The organism is Arenimonas alkanexedens (assembly GCF_054781355.1).
Window position 1 is genome coordinate 55876 of record NZ_BAAGUO010000003.1, and the last position, 16811, is coordinate 72686.

The 16811-nt window shown below is 67.3% G+C and carries 15 protein-coding genes; 9 read left to right on the forward strand and 6 right to left on the reverse strand.

Features of this window, described 5'->3' with window-relative positions; all coding sequences use genetic code 11:
- Nucleotides 1–42: 42 nt before the first annotated feature.
- The 9 genes from ACYVGY_RS08265 (at nt 43) to rpmG (ending at nt 6582) form a co-directional block, all read left to right on the forward strand.
- On the forward strand, nt 43–1665 hold the full coding sequence (locus ACYVGY_RS08265; protein WP_460457012.1) for a GGDEF domain-containing protein: 1623 nt from the start codon (nt 43–45) through the stop codon (nt 1663–1665).
- A gap of 153 nt (nt 1666–1818) precedes the next feature.
- On the forward strand, nt 1819–2244 hold the full coding sequence (locus tag ACYVGY_RS08270) for a hypothetical protein (RefSeq protein ID WP_460457013.1): 426 nt from the start codon (nt 1819–1821) through the stop codon (nt 2242–2244).
- A 105-nt stretch (nt 2245–2349) separates the two neighbouring features.
- Nucleotides 2350–2997 (forward strand): 16S rRNA (guanine(527)-N(7))-methyltransferase RsmG, encoded by a 648-nt coding sequence (gene rsmG, locus ACYVGY_RS08275; protein WP_460457014.1) that lies wholly within the window; start codon nt 2350–2352, stop codon nt 2995–2997.
- A gap of 82 nt (nt 2998–3079) precedes the next feature.
- On the forward strand, nt 3080–3862 hold the full coding sequence (locus ACYVGY_RS08280; protein WP_460457015.1) for a ParA family protein: 783 nt from the start codon (nt 3080–3082) through the stop codon (nt 3860–3862).
- Complete coding sequence (locus ACYVGY_RS08285) at nt 3859–4773, forward strand: ParB/RepB/Spo0J family partition protein (RefSeq protein ID WP_460457016.1); 915 nt, start codon at nt 3859–3861, stop codon at nt 4771–4773. Before ACYVGY_RS08280 ends, ACYVGY_RS08285 begins: the two co-directional genes overlap by 4 nt.
- Before the next feature lie 97 nt (nt 4774–4870).
- Nucleotides 4871–5596 carry a glycosyltransferase family 2 protein gene (locus ACYVGY_RS08290; protein ID WP_460457017.1) on the forward strand — a complete coding sequence of 242 codons (726 nt, stop codon included), beginning with the start codon at nt 4871–4873 and terminating at the stop codon, nt 5594–5596.
- Between the two features lie 4 nt (nt 5597–5600).
- Nucleotides 5601–5927, forward strand: coding sequence for a lipid-A-disaccharide synthase N-terminal domain-containing protein (locus ACYVGY_RS08295; RefSeq protein ID WP_460457018.1), 327 nt, complete (start codon nt 5601–5603; stop codon nt 5925–5927).
- A gap of 240 nt (nt 5928–6167) precedes the next feature.
- A complete protein-coding gene (gene rpmB / locus ACYVGY_RS08300; protein ID WP_460457019.1) occupies nt 6168–6404 on the forward strand; it encodes a 50S ribosomal protein L28 in 237 nt (78 codons plus the stop codon).
- Nucleotides 6405–6417: 13 nt separating this feature from the next.
- A complete protein-coding gene (rpmG, locus tag ACYVGY_RS08305; RefSeq protein WP_034224346.1) occupies nt 6418–6582 on the forward strand; it encodes a 50S ribosomal protein L33 in 165 nt (54 codons plus the stop codon).
- A 181-nt stretch (nt 6583–6763) separates the two neighbouring features.
- Here the strand turns inward: rpmG and ACYVGY_RS08310 are convergent, their stop codons facing one another.
- From ACYVGY_RS08310 to ACYVGY_RS08335, 6 genes are all read right to left on the reverse strand, one after another.
- On the reverse strand, nt 6764–8050 hold the full coding sequence (locus ACYVGY_RS08310; RefSeq protein WP_460457020.1) for a phospholipase D-like domain-containing protein: 1287 nt from the start codon (nt 8048–8050) through the stop codon (nt 6764–6766).
- Between the two features lie 128 nt (nt 8051–8178).
- Nucleotides 8179–9069 carry a sterol desaturase family protein gene (locus ACYVGY_RS08315; RefSeq protein WP_460457021.1) on the reverse strand — a complete coding sequence of 297 codons (891 nt, stop codon included), beginning with the start codon at nt 9067–9069 and terminating at the stop codon, nt 8179–8181.
- The gene (locus ACYVGY_RS08320) at nt 9069–9557 is read right to left on the reverse strand and encodes an SRPBCC family protein (RefSeq protein ID WP_460457022.1); all 489 of its coding nucleotides are present in this window, start codon (nt 9555–9557) and stop codon (nt 9069–9071) included. The genes ACYVGY_RS08315 and ACYVGY_RS08320 overlap by 1 nt, the downstream gene beginning before the upstream one ends.
- A 58-nt stretch (nt 9558–9615) precedes the next feature.
- The gene (gene acs, locus ACYVGY_RS08325) at nt 9616–11577 is read right to left on the reverse strand and encodes an acetate--CoA ligase (protein ID WP_460457023.1); all 1962 of its coding nucleotides are present in this window, start codon (nt 11575–11577) and stop codon (nt 9616–9618) included.
- Nucleotides 11578–11693: 116 nt separating this feature from the next.
- A complete protein-coding gene (locus ACYVGY_RS08330; protein WP_460457024.1) occupies nt 11694–13235 on the reverse strand; it encodes an SDR family NAD(P)-dependent oxidoreductase in 1542 nt (513 codons plus the stop codon).
- Nucleotides 13236–13383: 148 nt separating this feature from the next.
- The gene (locus ACYVGY_RS08335) at nt 13384–16803 is read right to left on the reverse strand and encodes a mechanosensitive ion channel domain-containing protein (RefSeq protein ID WP_460457025.1); all 3420 of its coding nucleotides are present in this window, start codon (nt 16801–16803) and stop codon (nt 13384–13386) included.
- Nucleotides 16804–16811 lie beyond the last annotated feature (8 nt).

The window sequence follows — 16811 nt, forward strand, 5'->3', positions numbered from 1 at the left end:
GAGCGCCCACAAGGCGGGCGGCTGGACCCCTATACTTTCGTCATGCCAACCCACGCCACGCCGCCTGACGAATTGCTGCAACTGCTGCCGGACGTCGTCATACAGACCAGCTCGCAGTGGGTCATCACCTACTTGAATCCCGCCTGGCAAAAGGTCACCGGGCATTCCGTGCAAGCGGCTATCGGCAAGTCCCTGCTCGAATTCGTACACCCCGACGACCAAGGCACCCTGCGCTCGGGCATGCCCGTGTTCCGCCTGCGCTTCGCCGGCGCGGACTATCGTTGGGTACGCCTGCAGCTGCAGGCCGATACCGATGCGGCGGATCGCGTGCTGAGCCGGCAGGGCATGCTGATCGAGATCACCGAGATCACGGAACAGGTTTTGATCGAGATCCGAAAGCGCTTCCTGCGCCTGCTCGAGACCATCGACGGCGTCGTCTGGGAAGCCGAGCGCGGCGTAGGCAATACCTTCCTCAGCCCCCAGGTGGAACGCCTGTTCGGCTACACGGTCGAAGAGTGGCGCGCCGATCCGGGTTTCTGGCGCGCGCATGTGCACCCGGAGGATTTCGCCGCGGCGCATGCCATCGACGAGGCGGCCTACAACGCAAGCGAGAGCTATGCCTACGAGATGAGCTATCGCTTGATCGCCAAGTGCGGCAAGGTCGTCTGGGTGCGCGATCTGTGTCGCGCGGTGGTCGAGCCAGGTCAGCCCAATCGCATGATCGGACTGATGATCGACGTGAGCCAGCAAAAGCAGACGGAGCTGGAGCTGGTGCAGTCCGACCATCGCTACGCACTCGCCACCCGCGGATCCAACGACGGCATCTGGGACTGGAGCCTGAGCACCGGCGTTTTCCACGCTTCCCAACGCTTCCACGAGATCGTCGGGCTGGAGGGAGCCGGCGGCCAGTATGAGGACGGCTGGGCCTTCCTCGAGGCCCTGATCGATCCCGATGATCGCGAGCGCGTGCAGGCCGTCTATCTCAGGCATCTCGAGGGCGGCAGCCCGAACTTTTCGGTGGACTTCCGGGCGCTTCACGCGTCAGGGCGACTGGTGTGGGTCAATTGGCGCGGCGTCGCCCATTTTGAAAACGGCAGCGCCTCGCGCATGGCGGGCTCACTGAGCGACCTGGCGGAGCGCGGCAGCTCCTACGATTTCCTGACCAGCCTGCCGGGGCGACCGCTGTTCCGTGATCGCCTCGAGCACGCCATCGCGCTGCACAAAGACGCGACGCGGGACAACGCGTCGGCGGAGAAAGAAAACGCCGCCACGTTTGCCGTGCTGCTCTTGGATCTGGATGACTTCAAGGCCGTCAACGACACGCTCGGCCATCATGCCGGCGACCAACTATTGCAACAGGTGGCGCGCCGCCTCGAAGCCAGCGTTCGGCCGGCCGACCTGGTTGCGCGCATGAGTGGCGATGAGTTCAACGTGCTGCTTGAATCGGTGGATGCCGCCAGCGCAAGCGCCAGGGTCAAACAGATTGCCGCCGCGCTCGCCGCGCCCTACTTACTTGACGGGAAACCCGTGACCGTCGCCGCGAGCATCGGCGTTGTGATCAGCCAGGCCGGATTCGACAGCACCGACAACTACCTGCGCGCCGCCGACGCCGCCATGTACCAGGCCAAGAGCGAGCGGTTGGGCGTGGTCATGTTCAAGGCCTGAGGGCAAAGGCCACCGGCGCGGAGCCCAAAGGCCCCTGCGGCGCCTCCCTGACCTGGCGGCGTCAAGCCCGTCTTGGCCGTATTGTGAAACCAGTCACGTTCTGAAGGCTATGCTTGAGCAAGACTTCCTAACTACCTGGTCTGATTAGTATTCATGAGCCCGCTGCTGCCACTCCCCCTGCCCTTGGCCTCCGTGGCCTGGCTCACCGGCTTCCGGCGCGTTCCTGACAACTGCGTGGTCACCGTGCATCGCTTCGGCCGCTTCGTCCGGGCCCTGGGCGCGGGCTGGCGCTGGACCGTGCCGGGCCTGGACCAGCTGGGCCAGCCGGTCTGCCTGATCGGTCATCACCTCGATGTCTCCGCTGAAGCGGGCGGTCATGCCGAGCTCTACTACCAGATCCTCGACCCGGCCCAGGCCGGCGCCGACCTCGACCGCGTTGACGCGCTGGTCACCGACCAGGCGCGCGACGTGCTGGCCACCCTGCCCAGCCCCGCCGTCGAACAGTTCAAGGCCGAAATCAACCGGCGTGTCGCCGCCATGGGCCTGCGCGTGATCCGCTGCGACCTTCGCGCCGCCTGAGCCACCCCGCTTTTGTAGGAGGGCCTTCAGGCCCGAAGCTTCTCGGCGAAGAGCTTCGGGCCTGAAGGCCCTCCTACATGGTGGTTATGGGCGACAATGCGCGGCATGAATCCGCTATCGCATCTGCTTCCCGAGCTCGAGACCGGCCTGGTCGCGCTGGGGCTCCCGGCGCAGCCGCTGGCCGGGCGGCTGCTCGACTATCTGGCGCTGCTCGATCGCTGGAACAAGACCTATAACCTCACCGCCGTCCGCGACCCGCACGAGATGCTGTCCCGGCACTTGCTCGATTCGCTGTCCATGTGGCGGCACGTGCGCGAGGGCAAGCTGGCCGACCTCGGCACCGGTCCCGGACTGCCGGGCATCCCGCTGGCCATGGCCATCCCCGGCCTGCAGGTCACCCTGGTCGAAAGCATCAGCAAGAAGACCCGCTTCCTGCGCGAGGCCGTGCGCCAGCTGGGCCTGAACAACATCCGCGTGCTCGACGGCCGGGCCGAAGCCGTCAACGAGCCCGGCGCCTACGACCAGATCACGGCCCGCGCCATGGACACGCTGGCCGGCATTCTCGCCGTGGGCGGCCACCTGCTTTCACCCGGCGGCCGGCTGCTGGCGATGAAAGGCCAGTACCCAAGCGCTGAACTGGCCGCGCTGCCCGCCGGATGGCGTCTGGAATCGGTGCAGCCACTGGCCGTTCCGGGCCTGGAAGGCGACCGGCATCTGGTCACGATCACCCGCGACCCCCCGCAGGCGGCATAATCACCCGTTCGGGCCGACGCTTCGCGGATGCCCGATCCGCGCCACCAACCCCCGGTCACGACGACCGGCGCCAGGAGACTGCATGGGCCGCATCATCGCCATTGCCAACCAGAAAGGCGGCGTGGGCAAGACCACTACCGCCGTGAACCTGGCCGCCGCGCTCGCCGCGGTCCCGCGCAAGGTACTGCTGGTGGACATGGATCCGCAGGGCAACGCCACCATGGCCTCGGGCGTGGACAAGCGCGAGCTGGAAAACTCCAGCTGCGAGGTGCTGCTGGGCGAATGCAGCGCCACCGCCGCCATCGTCACCACCCCGGAAAACTACGCCCTGCTGCCCGGCAACATTGACCTGACCGCCGCCGAGATCCGGCTGATGGACGAATCGGCGCGCGAGCAGCGGCTCAAGACCGCGCTGGCCACCGTTCGCGACCAGTACGACTACATCATCATCGACTGCCCGCCCTCGCTGTCCCTGCTCACCCTCAACGCCCTGGCCGCGGCCGATGGCGTCATCGTCCCGATGCAGTGCGAATACTTCGCGCTCGAGGGCCTGAGCTCGCTGGTGGACACCATCAATGCACTCAAGGGCAAGCTCAACCCGGCCTTGGAAATCGAAGGCATCGTCCGGACCATGTTCGACGTGCGCAACAACCTCGCCAATGCGGTCTCGGGCGAGCTGACCAAACATTTCGGCGACAAGGTCTTCCGTTCGATCATTCCCCGCAACGTGCGCCTGGCCGAGGCGCCCAGCCATGGCCAGTCCATCGTCGGCTACGACCGCGCCTCGCGCGGCGGCATCGCCTACCTGGGGCTGGCCGGCGAGATCGTGCGCCGCGAGAAAAAGCTGTTGAAGGAGTCGGCATGAGCACCAAGAAGCGCGGCCTCGGCCGCGGCCTGGAGGCCCTGCTGGGCACGGGCAACAAAGGCGCGGCCCCCGCGGCTGAATCGGCGACGGCCGGCGGCGAAGGCCTGCGCAGCCTGCCGATCGATCACCTGCAGCCCGGCAAATACCAGCCACGCACCGGCATGGACCCGGCCAAGCTCACCGAGCTGGCCGAGTCGATCAAGGCCCAGGGCCTGATCCAGCCGATCGTGGTGCGGGAAATCGGCGCCGGCAAGGACGGCCAGCCCCGCTACGAGATCATCGCCGGCGAACGCCGCTGGCGCGCCGCCACCCAGGCCGGCCTGGCCGACGTGCCGGTGGTGCTGCGCGAGGTCGACGACCGCGCCGTGATCGCGATGGCGCTGATCGAGAACATCCAGCGCGAAGACCTCAACCCGCTCGAGGAAGCCCAGGCGCTGAGCCGCCTGATCGACGAGTTCAGCCTCACCCACCAGCAGGCCGCCGAGGCCGTCGGCCGCTCCCGCGCCGCGGTGTCGAACCTGCTGCGCCTGCTCGAGCTGCCCGACGGCATCCGCGAGCTGCTCGAGACCAAGCAGCTGGAGATGGGCCACGCCCGCGCCCTGCTCACCCTGGCCCCGCAGGCGGCGCTGTCGCTGGCGAAGGAGGCCGTGGCCGAAGGCTGGTCGGTACGCGAAGTCGAGCGTCGCGCCCAGATGCTGGGCAAGGGCCAGATTCCGGGCAAGAAACCCGCCAAGCCCAACGGCAAGAAGATCGATGCCGACATTGCCGCGCTGGAACGCGAGCTGTCCGAGAAGCTCAGCGCCAAGGTCGCGGTGCAGCACGGCCGCGGCGGCCGCGGCAAGCTGGTGATCAGCTACCACGGCCTGGACACCCTGGACGGCATCCTCGAGCGTCTGCGCGGCGGACAGTAGGCCTCGGGGACCCGCGCTGCGCAGGAAGTTTTAACAACCCGCTTGGAATAATCGCGTTCTCCTTCACTAGCCGGGCGCACCGCCCAAAGTCGTCGTCGTGCTCCAACCCCAGCTTTCGGTCGTCATCCCAGCGTTCAACGAGGCCGGCAACTTGCCCAGGCTCGTGGACGAAGTGATGTCCGCGCTGCGTGGCCATGTCGGCTTCGAACTGATCGTCGTGGACGACCACAGCAGTGACGACAGCCTCGCCGTCCTGCAGGCCGCCAAGACCCGCCACCTCGAGCTGCGCGTACTCAGCCACGCCCGCCAGAGCGGACAGAGCACCGGCCTGCGCACCGGCATCCGCGCCGCCCGCGGCGAATGGATCGCCACCCTGGACGGCGACGGCCAGAACGACCCGGCCGACCTCCCCAAGCTGCTGGCCGCCCGCGACGCCGGCCCCACCGACGTGAAGCTCTACGCCGGCTGGCGCACGCAGCGTCAGGACAGCGGCAGCAAGAAGTGGGCCTCACGCTGGGCCAACGGGATCCGCTCGCGGCTGCTGCGCGATGCGACCCCCGACACCGGCTGCGGCACCAAGCTGTTTGAACGTGCCGCCTTCCTGGACCTGCCCTGGTTCGACCATATGCACCGGTATCTTCCGGCCCTGATGCAGCGGGCGGGCTGGCGCACCGTCAGCGTGCCGGTGAATCACCGTCCGCGCGGGGCCGGCCAGTCCAAGTACACCAACCTGGGGCGCGCCCTGGTAGGCATCCGCGACCTGATCGGGGTGGGCTGGCTGATCAAGCGTAACCGGCTCACCGACGTGCGCGAACTGGAGTGAGGCCATGAACCAGGAACTGCTTTGGCTGGACTGGACCGGCATGCACATCACCCCCTGGAAGCTGATCGGCTATACCGGCGCCCTGATGTTCGGCGGCCGCTGGGTGGTCCAGTTCTTCGCCTCGCGCCGCGCCGGCAAGCCGGTCATCCCCCGGGCGTTCTGGTACATGAGCCTGGTGGGGGCGCTGATGACCCTGAGCTACTTCCTGTTTTCCGCCAAGCAGGACTCGGTGGGCGTCATCCAGAACCTGTTCCCCAGCTTCACCGCCGCCTACAGCCTCTGGCTCGACATCCAGCACCGCGGCTGGCGCCGGGACCGCGCCAGCCACTAGGCCCCAGACCCCTGTGGGCGGGGCTGTGGATAAGTCCTTGCGCGGGCCGCCGGGCGCCGGCATAATTCGCGGCTCGCTCCGTACCTGCCCCAGGCCCCGGCCCCGGAAGTGCGATTCCGGCCCTTGGCGGAGCGTCTGCAACATCCCGCATCGCATGCGCCTGCCAGGTCCCCAGACCAGCCGCGCGGGGCCGCCGCCGCCCGGGCTATGGGTGGCCAGTCCTGACCCAGGAGTTGCACCATGAGTCGAGTTTGCCAAGTAACCGGCAAGAAAGTGATGACGGGTAACAACGTCTCGCATGCCAACAACAAGACCCGCCGCCGTTTCCTTCCCAACCTGCACGAGCGCCGCTTCTGGGTAGCCTCGGAAAACCGTTGGATCAAACTGCGTGTTTCCGCCAACGCCCTGCGCACCATCGACAAGAACGGCATTGACGCCGTGCTCGCCGATCTCCGCGCCCGCGGCGAAAAGATCTGAGGAGGACTGAACCATGGCATCCAAGCGCGACAAGATTCGCCTGACGTCTTCTGCCGGCACCGGTCATTTCTACACGACCGACAAGAACAAGAAGACCACCCCGAACAAGATGGAGATCAAGAAGTACGATCCCGTCGTTCGCAAGCACGTGATGTACAAGGAAGGCAAGATCAAGTAATCCGCCCGGCGGATTACCTGTAGGAGGGCCTTCAGGCCCGAAGCCCTTGACCTGGATCCACATCCAAAGCGAAGCGCTTCGGGCCTGAAGGCCCTCCTACAAGATCAGGAAAACCCGCCCGCGTGGCGGGTTTTTTTTGGCCGTTGCCACGAAGCCAAACACGACAGGGCCAAGCCTGCCTTTACAACTGCGACTTGAACGGCAGCACCACCGTTTCATGCAGGCGCTCGGTCCAGGGCCGCGCCTTCCATTCATCCAGCGTGTAAGGCTTGGCCTGGCGCAGGTCGCGCTCGAAGGTTGCGGTCATCAGGGCGGCGAAGTCGCGATCGTAGACGTTGAGGCTGGCCTCGTCGTTGAGCTGGAAGCTGCGCACGTCGAAGTTGGTGGAGCCGACCGAGACCAGATAGCCGTCGGCGATCAGCGACTTCACGTGCATCATCGTCGGCTGGTAGACGTGGATTTCGATACCGGCCTCGAGCAGCTCGCCCCACAGCGCCCGCGAAGCCGCGCGTACCAATTCGGAATCAATATGTTCGCCGGGCACCAGCACGCGCACCCGCACGCCGCGCTTGAGCGCCATCTTCAGCGCTCGCATCGTCAGTTCGTCCGGCACGAAATAGGACGCGTGGATATCCAGCGAAGACTGCGCCGATGAGATCGCCATCAAGTACATCAGGTGCATGCTTTCGCCGCCGCCCTCGGGCGAGCTGATAAACAGCTGGGCATCCATGCCGCCGGCCTCGGCCAGCGCTGGGAAATAGGCGTCGCCGTTCAGAACCCGGCCCGTGCTCTTGATCCAGTTGTCGATGAAAGCCGCCTGCAGCTGCGCCACCACCGGGCCCTCCACGCGGAAATGCATGTCGCGCCAGTGCTCGGGGTCCTCGGCGTTGCCCTCCCACTGGTCGGCGATGCCGACGCCGCCGGTGTAGCCGATACGGCCGTCCACCACCAGCAGCTTGCGGTGCGTGCGCTTGTTCACGCGCGAGAGGTTGTACCAGTGCAACGGGCGATACAGTTCAAGCTTGATGCCGGCGCCACGCATGGACGTGACCAGGGACTCTTCCATCTTCATGGCGCCGACCCAGTCGATCACCACGCTCACCTCGACGCCGGCCCGGGCGCGCTCGGACAGCGCGTCCGAGAACGCCTTGCCGATTTCGCCCGACCAATAAATGTAGGTCTCGAAGGTGATGCTGCGCCGCGCCGCGCGAATGTCGGCCAGCATGGCCGGGAAGATCTCTTGCCCGTTGTCGAGCGCCTGCACCTGGTTGCCGGCAGCGATGCCCGGCCCGAGAAGCACGCCCACCTCACGCCGGAACTGGGCCGAGTCGATGTCATGCCGGTGCACCAGCTCGCGCTCGAGCTGCTTCTCGCCGCGGGTAAAGTTGAACGACAGCAGCACCAGCACCAGCGTGGCGAGCGCCACGCCCAGCCAGCGCCAGCCGTGGCGGCGGCGTCTCACCGGCATGGGGACAGGCGTGCGCGCAGAGTCATGATCCGATACTGACGGAGGTCCTGCCGCGCCACAACCCAGCCATCAGGGCGCTGGCAGCGGCCAGGTGCCCCGACGCAGCAGGTCTGAGATGGCAGACGCAGTCAGCGGCTGACCGGCCGAGCGCTCGCGGGCGTCTGCTCCGATGCCGCCGCTGGCTCGGGCAGCCGCTGCGAATGCGCCCGCTCCGGGGGCCCGAACAGTTGCCCCAGGCGCGAGCGCAGCGACTGCGGCCGGACCGCGTCACGCAGCATGTCGCGCCACTCGTGGAAAGTAAGCGTGAGCGGGTTGTGCGTGCGCACCGGCTTGACGATGCCGTACTCGCAGGGCACCGCCGGGTCTTCCTCGACGAAACTCCCGAACAGCTTGTCCCAAATGATCAGCACGCCGGCGTAGTTGCGGTCGATGTACTTGGGGTTGCGCGCGTGGTGCACGCGGTGGTGCGAGGGCGTGTTGAACACCTTCTCCAGCCAGCCCAGCTTGCCCACCGCTTGCGTGTGCACGAAGAACTGAAAGCCCAGATTTATCGCCACGACAAGGATGATGTGCGGCGGCGAGAACCCGAGGAAAGCCAGCGGCAGCCAGAACACCCACATCCCCGACACCGGGTAGGTCAGGCTTTGCCGGAAGGCGGTGGACAGATTCAGCCGCTCGGAGGAGTGGTGCACCACGTGCGAGGACCACATCCAGCGGACGCGATGGTGGGCGCGATGGAAGAAGTAGTAGAAGAAATCCTGGGCGACGAACAGGCCCGCGATCGTCCACCAGGTCGCGGGCAAGTCGAACAGACGGTACTGGTAGACCCACCAGTACAGTCCGATGACCGCCAGCCAGGCCAGGGCATCGGTGGCCTGGTGCATCAGCGCCAGCACCGCGTTCGATAGCGTGTCGCGCAGGCTGTAGTGCGGCTCCCCGCGGCGGTGCCAGTACCAAGCCTCCCAGCCGATAAAGCCCAGGAACACGGGTGCCATCGCCAGCAGAATCCATTCGCCCATCAGGGCTTGCCGGGGGCCGGGTCGGAGGACGTGAGGGCCCGCGACATGTTCTTCAGGCAACGATGCATCGCGCGCGCCATGAACAGCTTCAACACCAGCGCGGCAACCGGCCACAGCCACTGGCGTTTGAGTCCGAACTCATAATCCCAGCGCACGCGGGAACCGAATTCGTGGCCGGTGAATGTCCAGTTCGCTTCGCCCTGCGTGACCAGCCAGGCGAAGGGCGGGCGGAACCCGCTGAGCGTGTAGGCGTGGCGCACCGGCGGGTCGTGGGCAATAACGCGCTCGCTGAGCACCGTGCCGTCGGAATTATGGACGCGGCGCTGGCTGCCCACCGCCAGCGGCGAATGCAGGCGGATGCCGCGCACCGCCGGGATCGGCCCAAACCCGGTGAAAAAGGTCGGGAAGCGATCCGGGTCGGTGGCCAGGGCGAAGGCCACTTCGGGCCGGCAAGGCAGGGAACGTTCGGCGTGGCAGGTGACAGGCATGGGTTGATTTTCGCCGCGTCGGCCGCGGGTGTCCACGGGGAGCGTCGCGAAACCGGCCTCAGCGCGGCGGACGCTGGTCTACCAGGCTGTCCACCACGCCCGGATCGGCCAGCGTCGAGGTGTCGCCGAGCCCGCTGCGGTCCACGCCCTCGGGGCCGGCCTCGGCGATCTTGCGCAGGATGCGACGCATGATCTTGCCGCTGCGGGTCTTGGGCAGGCCCGGCGCCCACTGCAGCCAGTCGGGCGCGGCGATCGGGCCTATTTCCTTGCGTACGTGCGCCACCAGCTCCTTGCGCAGCGCGTCCGTGGGCTCGATGCCGGCCCTGAGCGTGACGTAGGCATAGATTCCCTGGCCTTTGATGTCGTGCGGTGCGCCGACCACGGCGGCCTCGGCAACGGCCGGATGGGCGACCAGCGCACTCTCGACCTCGGCGGTGCCCATCCGGTGGCCAGACACGTTGATGACATCGTCCACGCGACCGGTGATCCAGTAGTAGCCGTCCTCGTCCCGGCGGCAGCCATCGCCGGTGAAGTAGGTGCCGGGATAGGTCTTGAAGTAGGTGTCGATGTAGCGCGCGTGGTCGCCATAGACGGTACGCATCTGGCCCGGCCAGGAGTCGAGCAGCACCAGGTTGCCCTCGGTGGCGCCCTCGAGCACCTTGCCCTCGGCATCCACCAGCGCCGGCTGCACGCCGAAGAAGGGCAGCGTGGCCGAGCCCGGCTTGGTCGCGATGGCGCCGGGCAGCGGTGAGATCAGGATGCCGCCGGTTTCGGTCTGCCACCAGGTGTCCACGATCGGGCAGCGGCTGTCGCCGACCACGCGGTGGTACCAGTCCCAGGCCTCGGGATTGATCGGCTCGCCCACGGTGCCCAGCAAACGCAGGGACTGCCGCGAGCTGCGCTTGACCGGCTCGTCGCCCTCGCGCATCAGCGCACGGATCGCGGTGGGCGCGGTGTAGAAGATGGTGACCTGATGCTTGTCCACCGCCTCCCAGAAGCGCCCGGTATCGGGATGGCTGGGCACGCCTTCGAACATCACCGTGGTGGCGCCGTTGGCCAGCGGCCCGTAGACCACATACGTGTGGCCGGTGACCCAGCCTATGTCGGCCGTGCACCAGAACACGTCGTCAGGCTTTAGGTCGAAAACGCATTCGTGGGTGTAACTGGCCCAGGTGAGGTAGCCGCCGGTGCTGTGCAGAACGCCCTTGGGCTTTCCGGTGCTGCCGGAGGTGTAAAGGATGAAAAGCGGATCTTCGGCGTCCATCGGCGGCGCGTCGTGGGTGGCCGGCTGCGAATCCACCACGGCGTCGTACCAGCGGTCGCGCGGCATCTGCATGGGCACGCCGCCGCCGGTGTGGCGCACCACCAGCACGGTTTCAACGGTGTTGGTGCCCGGCTTGCGCAGCGCCTCGTCCACGTTGGCCTTCAGCGGCACGGACTTGCCGCCGCGCAGGCCTTCGTCGGCGGTGATCACCAGCTTGCTGCCGCAGTCGGCGATGCGATTGGCGATCGAGTCCGCCGAGAAGCCGCCGAACACCACCGAATGGATGGCGCCGATGCGGGCGCAGGCCAGCATGGCCACCGCCGCCTCGGGGATCATCGGCAGGTAGAGCGTGACGCGGTCGCCCTTGACGACACCCAGCGCGCTCAGCGCATTGGCCAGTCGGCAAACATCGGCGTGCAGCTCGCGGTAGCTGATGCGGCGCGCAGGCGTGTTCGGATCATCGGCTTCCCAGATGATCGCGGTCTTGTCACCGCGCTCGGCCAGGTGCCGGTCCAGGCAGTTGACGCTGACGTTGAGCTGGCCGTCGGCGTACCAGCGGACGTGAAAGTCCTTGAGCGCGAAGCTGGTGTCCTTGGCCCGGGTGTAGGGCCGGGACCAGTTCAGGCGTCGCCCAACCTGGCTCCAGAATGCTTCGGGATCGCGCACCGACTCGGCATACAGGCGCTCGTAATCGGCGCGTTTGAGCGCGGCGGCGGCCTCGAAATCGGCGGGGATCGGGACGATGCGTTCGGACATGGGGCTTCCTTGTGCGGTACGACCTGTTCCCCCAGACTACCGCTGTTTGTGGCAGGGACTTCAGTCCCGATGCCCTTGGTCGAAAAGAATCGGGACTGAAGTCCCTCCCACAGGGGTTACCAGTCGGTGGGGCGGTAGTCCTTCAGGAACTGGCCCCAGGCGTGCTGCCCGGTGTTGAAGCCGTCGATGATCGGATCAACGATGCGCGCGGCGCCATCGACGATGTCCAGCGGCGGGTGGAAGCGCTCTTCCTTGGTCTTGCGCGCCGCGATCTCGACCGGGTCTTCGTCGGTGATCCAGCCGGTGTCCACGGCGTTCATATGGATGCCGTCGCCGTGGTAATCGGCGGCCGAGGTGCGCGTCATCATGTTCAGCGCGGCCTTGGCCATATTGGTGTGCGGGTGCCGGGTGGTCTTGAAGTTGCGGTAGAACTGCCCCTCCATCGCCGAGACGTTGACGATGTGCTTGTCGCGCTCGGGCGTGCGCAGCATCAGCGGCTTCAGGCGCGCGTTGATGATGAAGGGCGCGACGGCGTTCACCAGCTGTACTTCAAGCAACTCCACGGCGGGCACTTCGTGCAGCAGCAGGCGCCAGGAATTTCGCCCGCGCAGGTCCACCTGCTGCAGGTCCTGGTCGAGGCGGCCGTCGGGGAACAGGTGCTTCTGGCCCAGGAGTTCCTCGGCCAGCAGCGGCACCTGCGACAGCTCGGCGGCGCGGGTGATGCCGGGCGCAGCCAGTCCGCTCACCAGCGTCTGCCCCGCGGGCAGGATGTCGCCGGCGCGCACGCCCTCGTAGCTGCCCAGCAGCTTGCGCACGTGTTCGGGCATGTCGCCGTGGGCGGCGGTTTCACCGGCCATCATGTGCGCATAGAACTCCGGCGGGCGGCGCACGGTCTGGCAGGCGTTGTTGACGATGAAGTCCAGGCGCTCGCGCGTTTCCACCAGCTGCTGGCAGAAAGCCTCCACGCTGGGCGTGTGGCGCAGGTCGAGACCGAACACTTCGAGCCGGTGGCCCCACTCGCCGAAGTCGGGCTCTTCGGCGTAGCGCGCGGCGGAGTCACGCGGGAAACGCGTAGTCACGATCAGCGAAGCGCCGGCGCGCAGCAGTTTCAGGCCGGCCTGGTAGCCGATCTTGACGCGGCCGCCGGTAAGCAGCGCGACGCGCCCGGAGAGGTCGGCGGTTTCGGTGCGTTTGTGGAAATTGAACTCGCCACAGGCCGGGCACATCTGGTCGTAGAAGTGATGGATGCGCCGGTATTTTTCCTTACAGACGTAGCAGTGCTGCAGCTCAATGGACTCGCGCGCCGGCTCGTCCGTGATCTGGTCCACCGGCGCCTGGGAAGGCGGGAAATAGTTCGGCGTGGTGAACACCGGCTTGCGCCGCAGCTCGCGGATGCCGGTGGCGTTGAGCACGGCGTCGTCCTGCTGGTTCTTCTGGGCCACCTGTTCACGCTTACGCTCGCGGCGACGCTTGCGGTGGTCGACCGGGTCGGGGTTGTGGAAGCGGCTCACCGCCGCTTTCAGGCGCTTCTGGTCGACCTTGGGCAGGCCCTCGAACGCGGTCTTGTCGGCCGCCACGGTTTCCAACAGTTCGGCGGCGGCGCGCAGGCGCACCAGCAGGTCGGCCTCGGGGGCGCCGGATTCGGGGGTCTGGGTCATGGTTCTTGGAAGACTTGGCGCTTGCTGCAGCGAGGCACGCATTGTCGCAGAGAAGCCTGGAGAGTTTCTTCTCCCCAGCGGTGGTAGGGGCGGCGCTGCGATGACGTCTCGGTGTGAGGGCGCCAAGCGCAGCGACCCCGCACCCCCGCTACGCGTCCGGAGCGCCGCGAGGGTCCAGAGGCCCGCCGCCGGGGCTGCGGCCGGTGCCCGGCACGGGCGCCCTGGGTTCGGGCAGGTCGCGGACGTGGATATCCATCTGCGGGTAGGCGAAGGCGATGTCGTTCTCGTGGAAGAGTTCGATCAGGCGCATGTTGATCTCGTTTCGTACCGCCAGGCGGTCGGTCATCGCGCCCACGAAAACCCGCAGTTCGAAGTCCAGCGTGCTGGCGCCAAACTCCAGCAGCCAGCTGCGCGGCGGCCAGTCCTGCAGCACGCGGGGGCTTTCGTTCGCGGCCTGAAGCAGCAGCCGGTGCACCAGGACCGGGTCGGTGCCGTAGTCCACGCCCACCTTCATGGTGATGCGGGTGGTTTCGTCGCTCAGGGTCCAGTTCACCAACTGGCCGGTAATGAAGGTCTTGTTCGGGACCACGATTTCCTTGTTGTCGAAGTCCAGGATGGTCGTGGCGCGGGTGCGGATTCTGGTTACGGTGCCGTCGAGGTTGTTCACCGTGATCACGTCGCCCACCCGGAACGGCCGCTCGAAAAGCAGGATCAAGCCCGACACGAAGTTGGCGAAGATTTCCTGCAGGCCAAAGCCCAGGCCCACCGTAAGCGCCGCCGCCATCCACTGCAGCTGACCCCAGTGCAGGCCCAGCAGGCCCAGGCCGGTCACCACACCCACCACCACGATCACGTAGCGCGACACGCTGGTGATCGCGTAGCGCGAGGCGGCGTCAATGTTGGGGCGCGAACGCATGCCGATTTCCAGCAGGCCCGGCAGGTTGCGCGCCGCCACGGCCGTCAGGGCCAGGGCCAGCAGGCCCAGCAGCACGGCCACCAGGGTCACGGCGACTTTCACCGTGCCGCCATCCTCCGCGGTGTCGTTGACGTGCCACAGGGCAATTTCGTCAAAGCGTGCGAACGCCGGCAACACGTCTGCCCACACCCAGACCAGGCCGACCACCATCAGCGTAAGGCGGAACGCGCGCAGCAGCCGTCGGCTCTGCGCGTTGACCGTTTCCAGCGGAATCTCCTGCTCCACGTCGGCAGGCACGGCCTCGCCGCCCGCGCCGGCGTCCACGCCACCCTCGGCTTCCACCTGGGCCGCAGCGGCACGCTTCTGGTCCTGGCGATGCAGGGCCAGCCGGCGCTCTCCGAGCAGGAACCAGCGCGACAGCAGCCCGTGCAATACCGCCACCATGATCGCCATGCCGATGCTGCCGAACAGCGCGGCGAGCACGATCGCCGACGAATACACGTAGCCGTCGATGGCCAGCAGCGCAATCACGACCAGAGCAGCCGGCATTACGACCCGCAGCGTACGTCGCGTCGCCGACGGTTCCGGGTCGTGTCCGCGCACATGCCAGATACGGGCCGGCTGCAGCAGGTCCCAAAGCACCCAGGCCGAGTACAGGCTAGCGAAGACGATCGCAATTCGTCCCGGCACCGAGATCGCGAGTTCCTGGTTGCGGATAAACGACAGCGCCACGACGAAATACAGCGGCAGCAGCACCGCGATCGTCCAGGGCAGCCAGGCCGCCAGTGCGTCGCGGCGGGTCTTGGTCCATCGGAAGTGCGCGTGCGCGAGGCCACGCTCGCGCACCATCCACTTCAGGAAAAACAGACTGAACAGGGGCAGCGCCAGCGCCTGACAGGCCAGTCCGAGCGAGTCGCTGTACTTGCCGGCCTCGCCCACGCCCTGCAGCAGGCCGCCGACCAGGAACAAGGCGGCCGCCCACGGCAGTGCGCCGGCAATGGTCCAGGCCAAGCTTTCAAAGGTGCGGCGATAGCGGTCCTTGCGCACCTGACGCACGGCCAGCGCCAGCAACTCCAGCCGCGACGGCGCACGACGGTGAAGCACGAACAGGCCCAGCACCAGCAGCAGGCTGCCGAGATAGCGCAACGGTCGTTCGCGGAAGTCACTGTGCACCAGCGCGAAGGTGGACGCGAAGCGGGACGGCTTCACCAGGTCGCGCCCGCCGGCGGGGAGCGTCGCCAGCCAGGCGCTGTCGACCGGCGAATGGCTCCGGATCCAGAGCAGATGGCGATCCAGCGTGGCGCGCAGTTCGCGGTTGGCGACCAGTCGTGCATTGAGACTGCGCTCGGACTGTTCCAGCGCCGCGATATGCCGCCAGATGAGGGGTTCAAGGCGACTGGCGAGGTCGCGACGCTGCGCGATCAGTGCGGGCAGCGGATCGACGTCGGACGTATCGGCCGCGGGCGCGTCCTCATCGCTGCCTGGCGCATCCCGACGCAGCGCACGCACGGTCGCGGGAATATCGGAAAGGGCGCGCTGCAGTTCGCCCAGGGTGATCAGCCGAAGGCGGAGCGCACCCAGCAATCCACGCACTTCGTCCCTGCGCTCGCTCAGGCGCGCTTCGGGCTCGAGCCGCCGTAGTTCGGCCCATAGCCAGGTGCCCACCTGCTCGCTTTGACCGCCCAGCTCCAGCCGGGTCTTGGCATCCTGCAGCCCGGCCACGTCGCGCGCGAGTGCCTCTTCTTCGCCCACCAGCGCGGCGCGCTGGCGCGCCAGGGCCTCGTTGGTAAGCAGCATTTCGTCGCCCAGGGCCCGATTGTAGGCCGCGGCCTCGGACACCGCGGCGTCTTCCCCAGCGACGGACTGGGCCTGCTCGGCGAGGCGAGCGGCCAGAGCCTCGAGCTCTTCGCGGCCGAGCTCGGCGATGCGTTCCTGTAGCAGGGCCAGACGCGGCTCGCGCAGGGCGAGACGGTGACGAAGGGCGCGCATCTCAAGCTCCTGCAGACGCTGGCGAGTGGCGGCCAGGTCCTGCTGGGCCTGGCGCAGCGCCAGGTCGGCGGTGAGCTTGCGGCGTTCGGCGTCGTTGCGCAGGCTGCGCGCGCGCGTCAGCGGCTCGGGCTCGCCTTCGGCCGGCAGCAGCGGCTGGGCCAGCTCGTCCAGACGCTGCTGGATTGCGGCGAGCTCCTGGCCGGTGCGCGAGGGCTGGGCCAGGCTTTTGGCCATCTCGGTGGTCAGCGTGGCGATCTGGCTGCGCAGCTGCTCGGCGACCAGTCGCTCCTGCTCCAGCGCGGTTTCCAGGGTTTCAACTTCGGCGCGCGCCGGCAGGCGCGTCTGCCATTCCTGCGTTGATTGCTGCAGGTCAACGGCCAACTGCGCCGTCAGCTCGCGGCTTCGCGCCGGCGCATTGGCGGCCTCCGACCGCAGTGCGGCCAGGCGATCGGCCAGAAGGGCGGTCTCTCGATCCGCGGCGGCAGCGGCATCCAGGGCGTCGTTGGTGGCCTTGGCCTGGGGTTCGGCGAGGCCGTCGGCGGCGGTGCGCAGCAAGCCCATCGGCCCAGAGGCTGTCGCGGTCACCGCGCCGGGCAACAGCAGCGCCGACAGCAGGAAGATCGCCGCAAGGCGGGACGACGCAAGGTATAGGAAGGGGCGCATGCGCCTAG

Bases quoted from the DNA above. Each gene is read 5' to 3' on its own strand.
- ACYVGY_RS08265 (WP_460457012.1), top strand. From the start codon at position 43: ATGCCAACCCACGCCACGCCGCCTGACGAATTGCTGCAACTGCTGCCG.
- ACYVGY_RS08270 (WP_460457013.1), top strand. From the start codon at position 1,819: ATGAGCCCGCTGCTGCCACTCCCCCTGCCCTTGGCCTCCGTGGCCTGG.
- rsmG (WP_460457014.1), top strand. From the start codon at position 2,350: ATGAATCCGCTATCGCATCTGCTTCCCGAGCTCGAGACCGGCCTGGTC.
- ACYVGY_RS08280 (WP_460457015.1), top strand. From the start codon at position 3,080: ATGGGCCGCATCATCGCCATTGCCAACCAGAAAGGCGGCGTGGGCAAG.
- ACYVGY_RS08285 (WP_460457016.1), top strand. From the start codon at position 3,859: ATGAGCACCAAGAAGCGCGGCCTCGGCCGCGGCCTGGAGGCCCTGCTG.
- ACYVGY_RS08295 (WP_460457018.1), top strand. From the start codon at position 5,601: ATGAACCAGGAACTGCTTTGGCTGGACTGGACCGGCATGCACATCACC.
- rpmB (WP_460457019.1), top strand. From the start codon at position 6,168: ATGAGTCGAGTTTGCCAAGTAACCGGCAAGAAAGTGATGACGGGTAAC.
- rpmG (WP_034224346.1), top strand. From the start codon at position 6,418: ATGGCATCCAAGCGCGACAAGATTCGCCTGACGTCTTCTGCCGGCACC.
- ACYVGY_RS08310 (WP_460457020.1), bottom strand. From the start codon at position 8,050: ATGCCGGTGAGACGCCGCCGCCACGGCTGGCGCTGGCTGGGCGTGGCG.
- ACYVGY_RS08315 (WP_460457021.1), bottom strand. From the start codon at position 9,069: ATGGGCGAATGGATTCTGCTGGCGATGGCACCCGTGTTCCTGGGCTTT.
- ACYVGY_RS08320 (WP_460457022.1), bottom strand. From the start codon at position 9,557: ATGCCTGTCACCTGCCACGCCGAACGTTCCCTGCCTTGCCGGCCCGAA.
- acs (WP_460457023.1), bottom strand. From the start codon at position 11,577: ATGTCCGAACGCATCGTCCCGATCCCCGCCGATTTCGAGGCCGCCGCC.
- ACYVGY_RS08330 (WP_460457024.1), bottom strand. From the start codon at position 13,235: ATGACCCAGACCCCCGAATCCGGCGCCCCCGAGGCCGACCTGCTGGTG.
- ACYVGY_RS08335 (WP_460457025.1), bottom strand. From the start codon at position 16,803: ATGCGCCCCTTCCTATACCTTGCGTCGTCCCGCCTTGCGGCGATCTTC.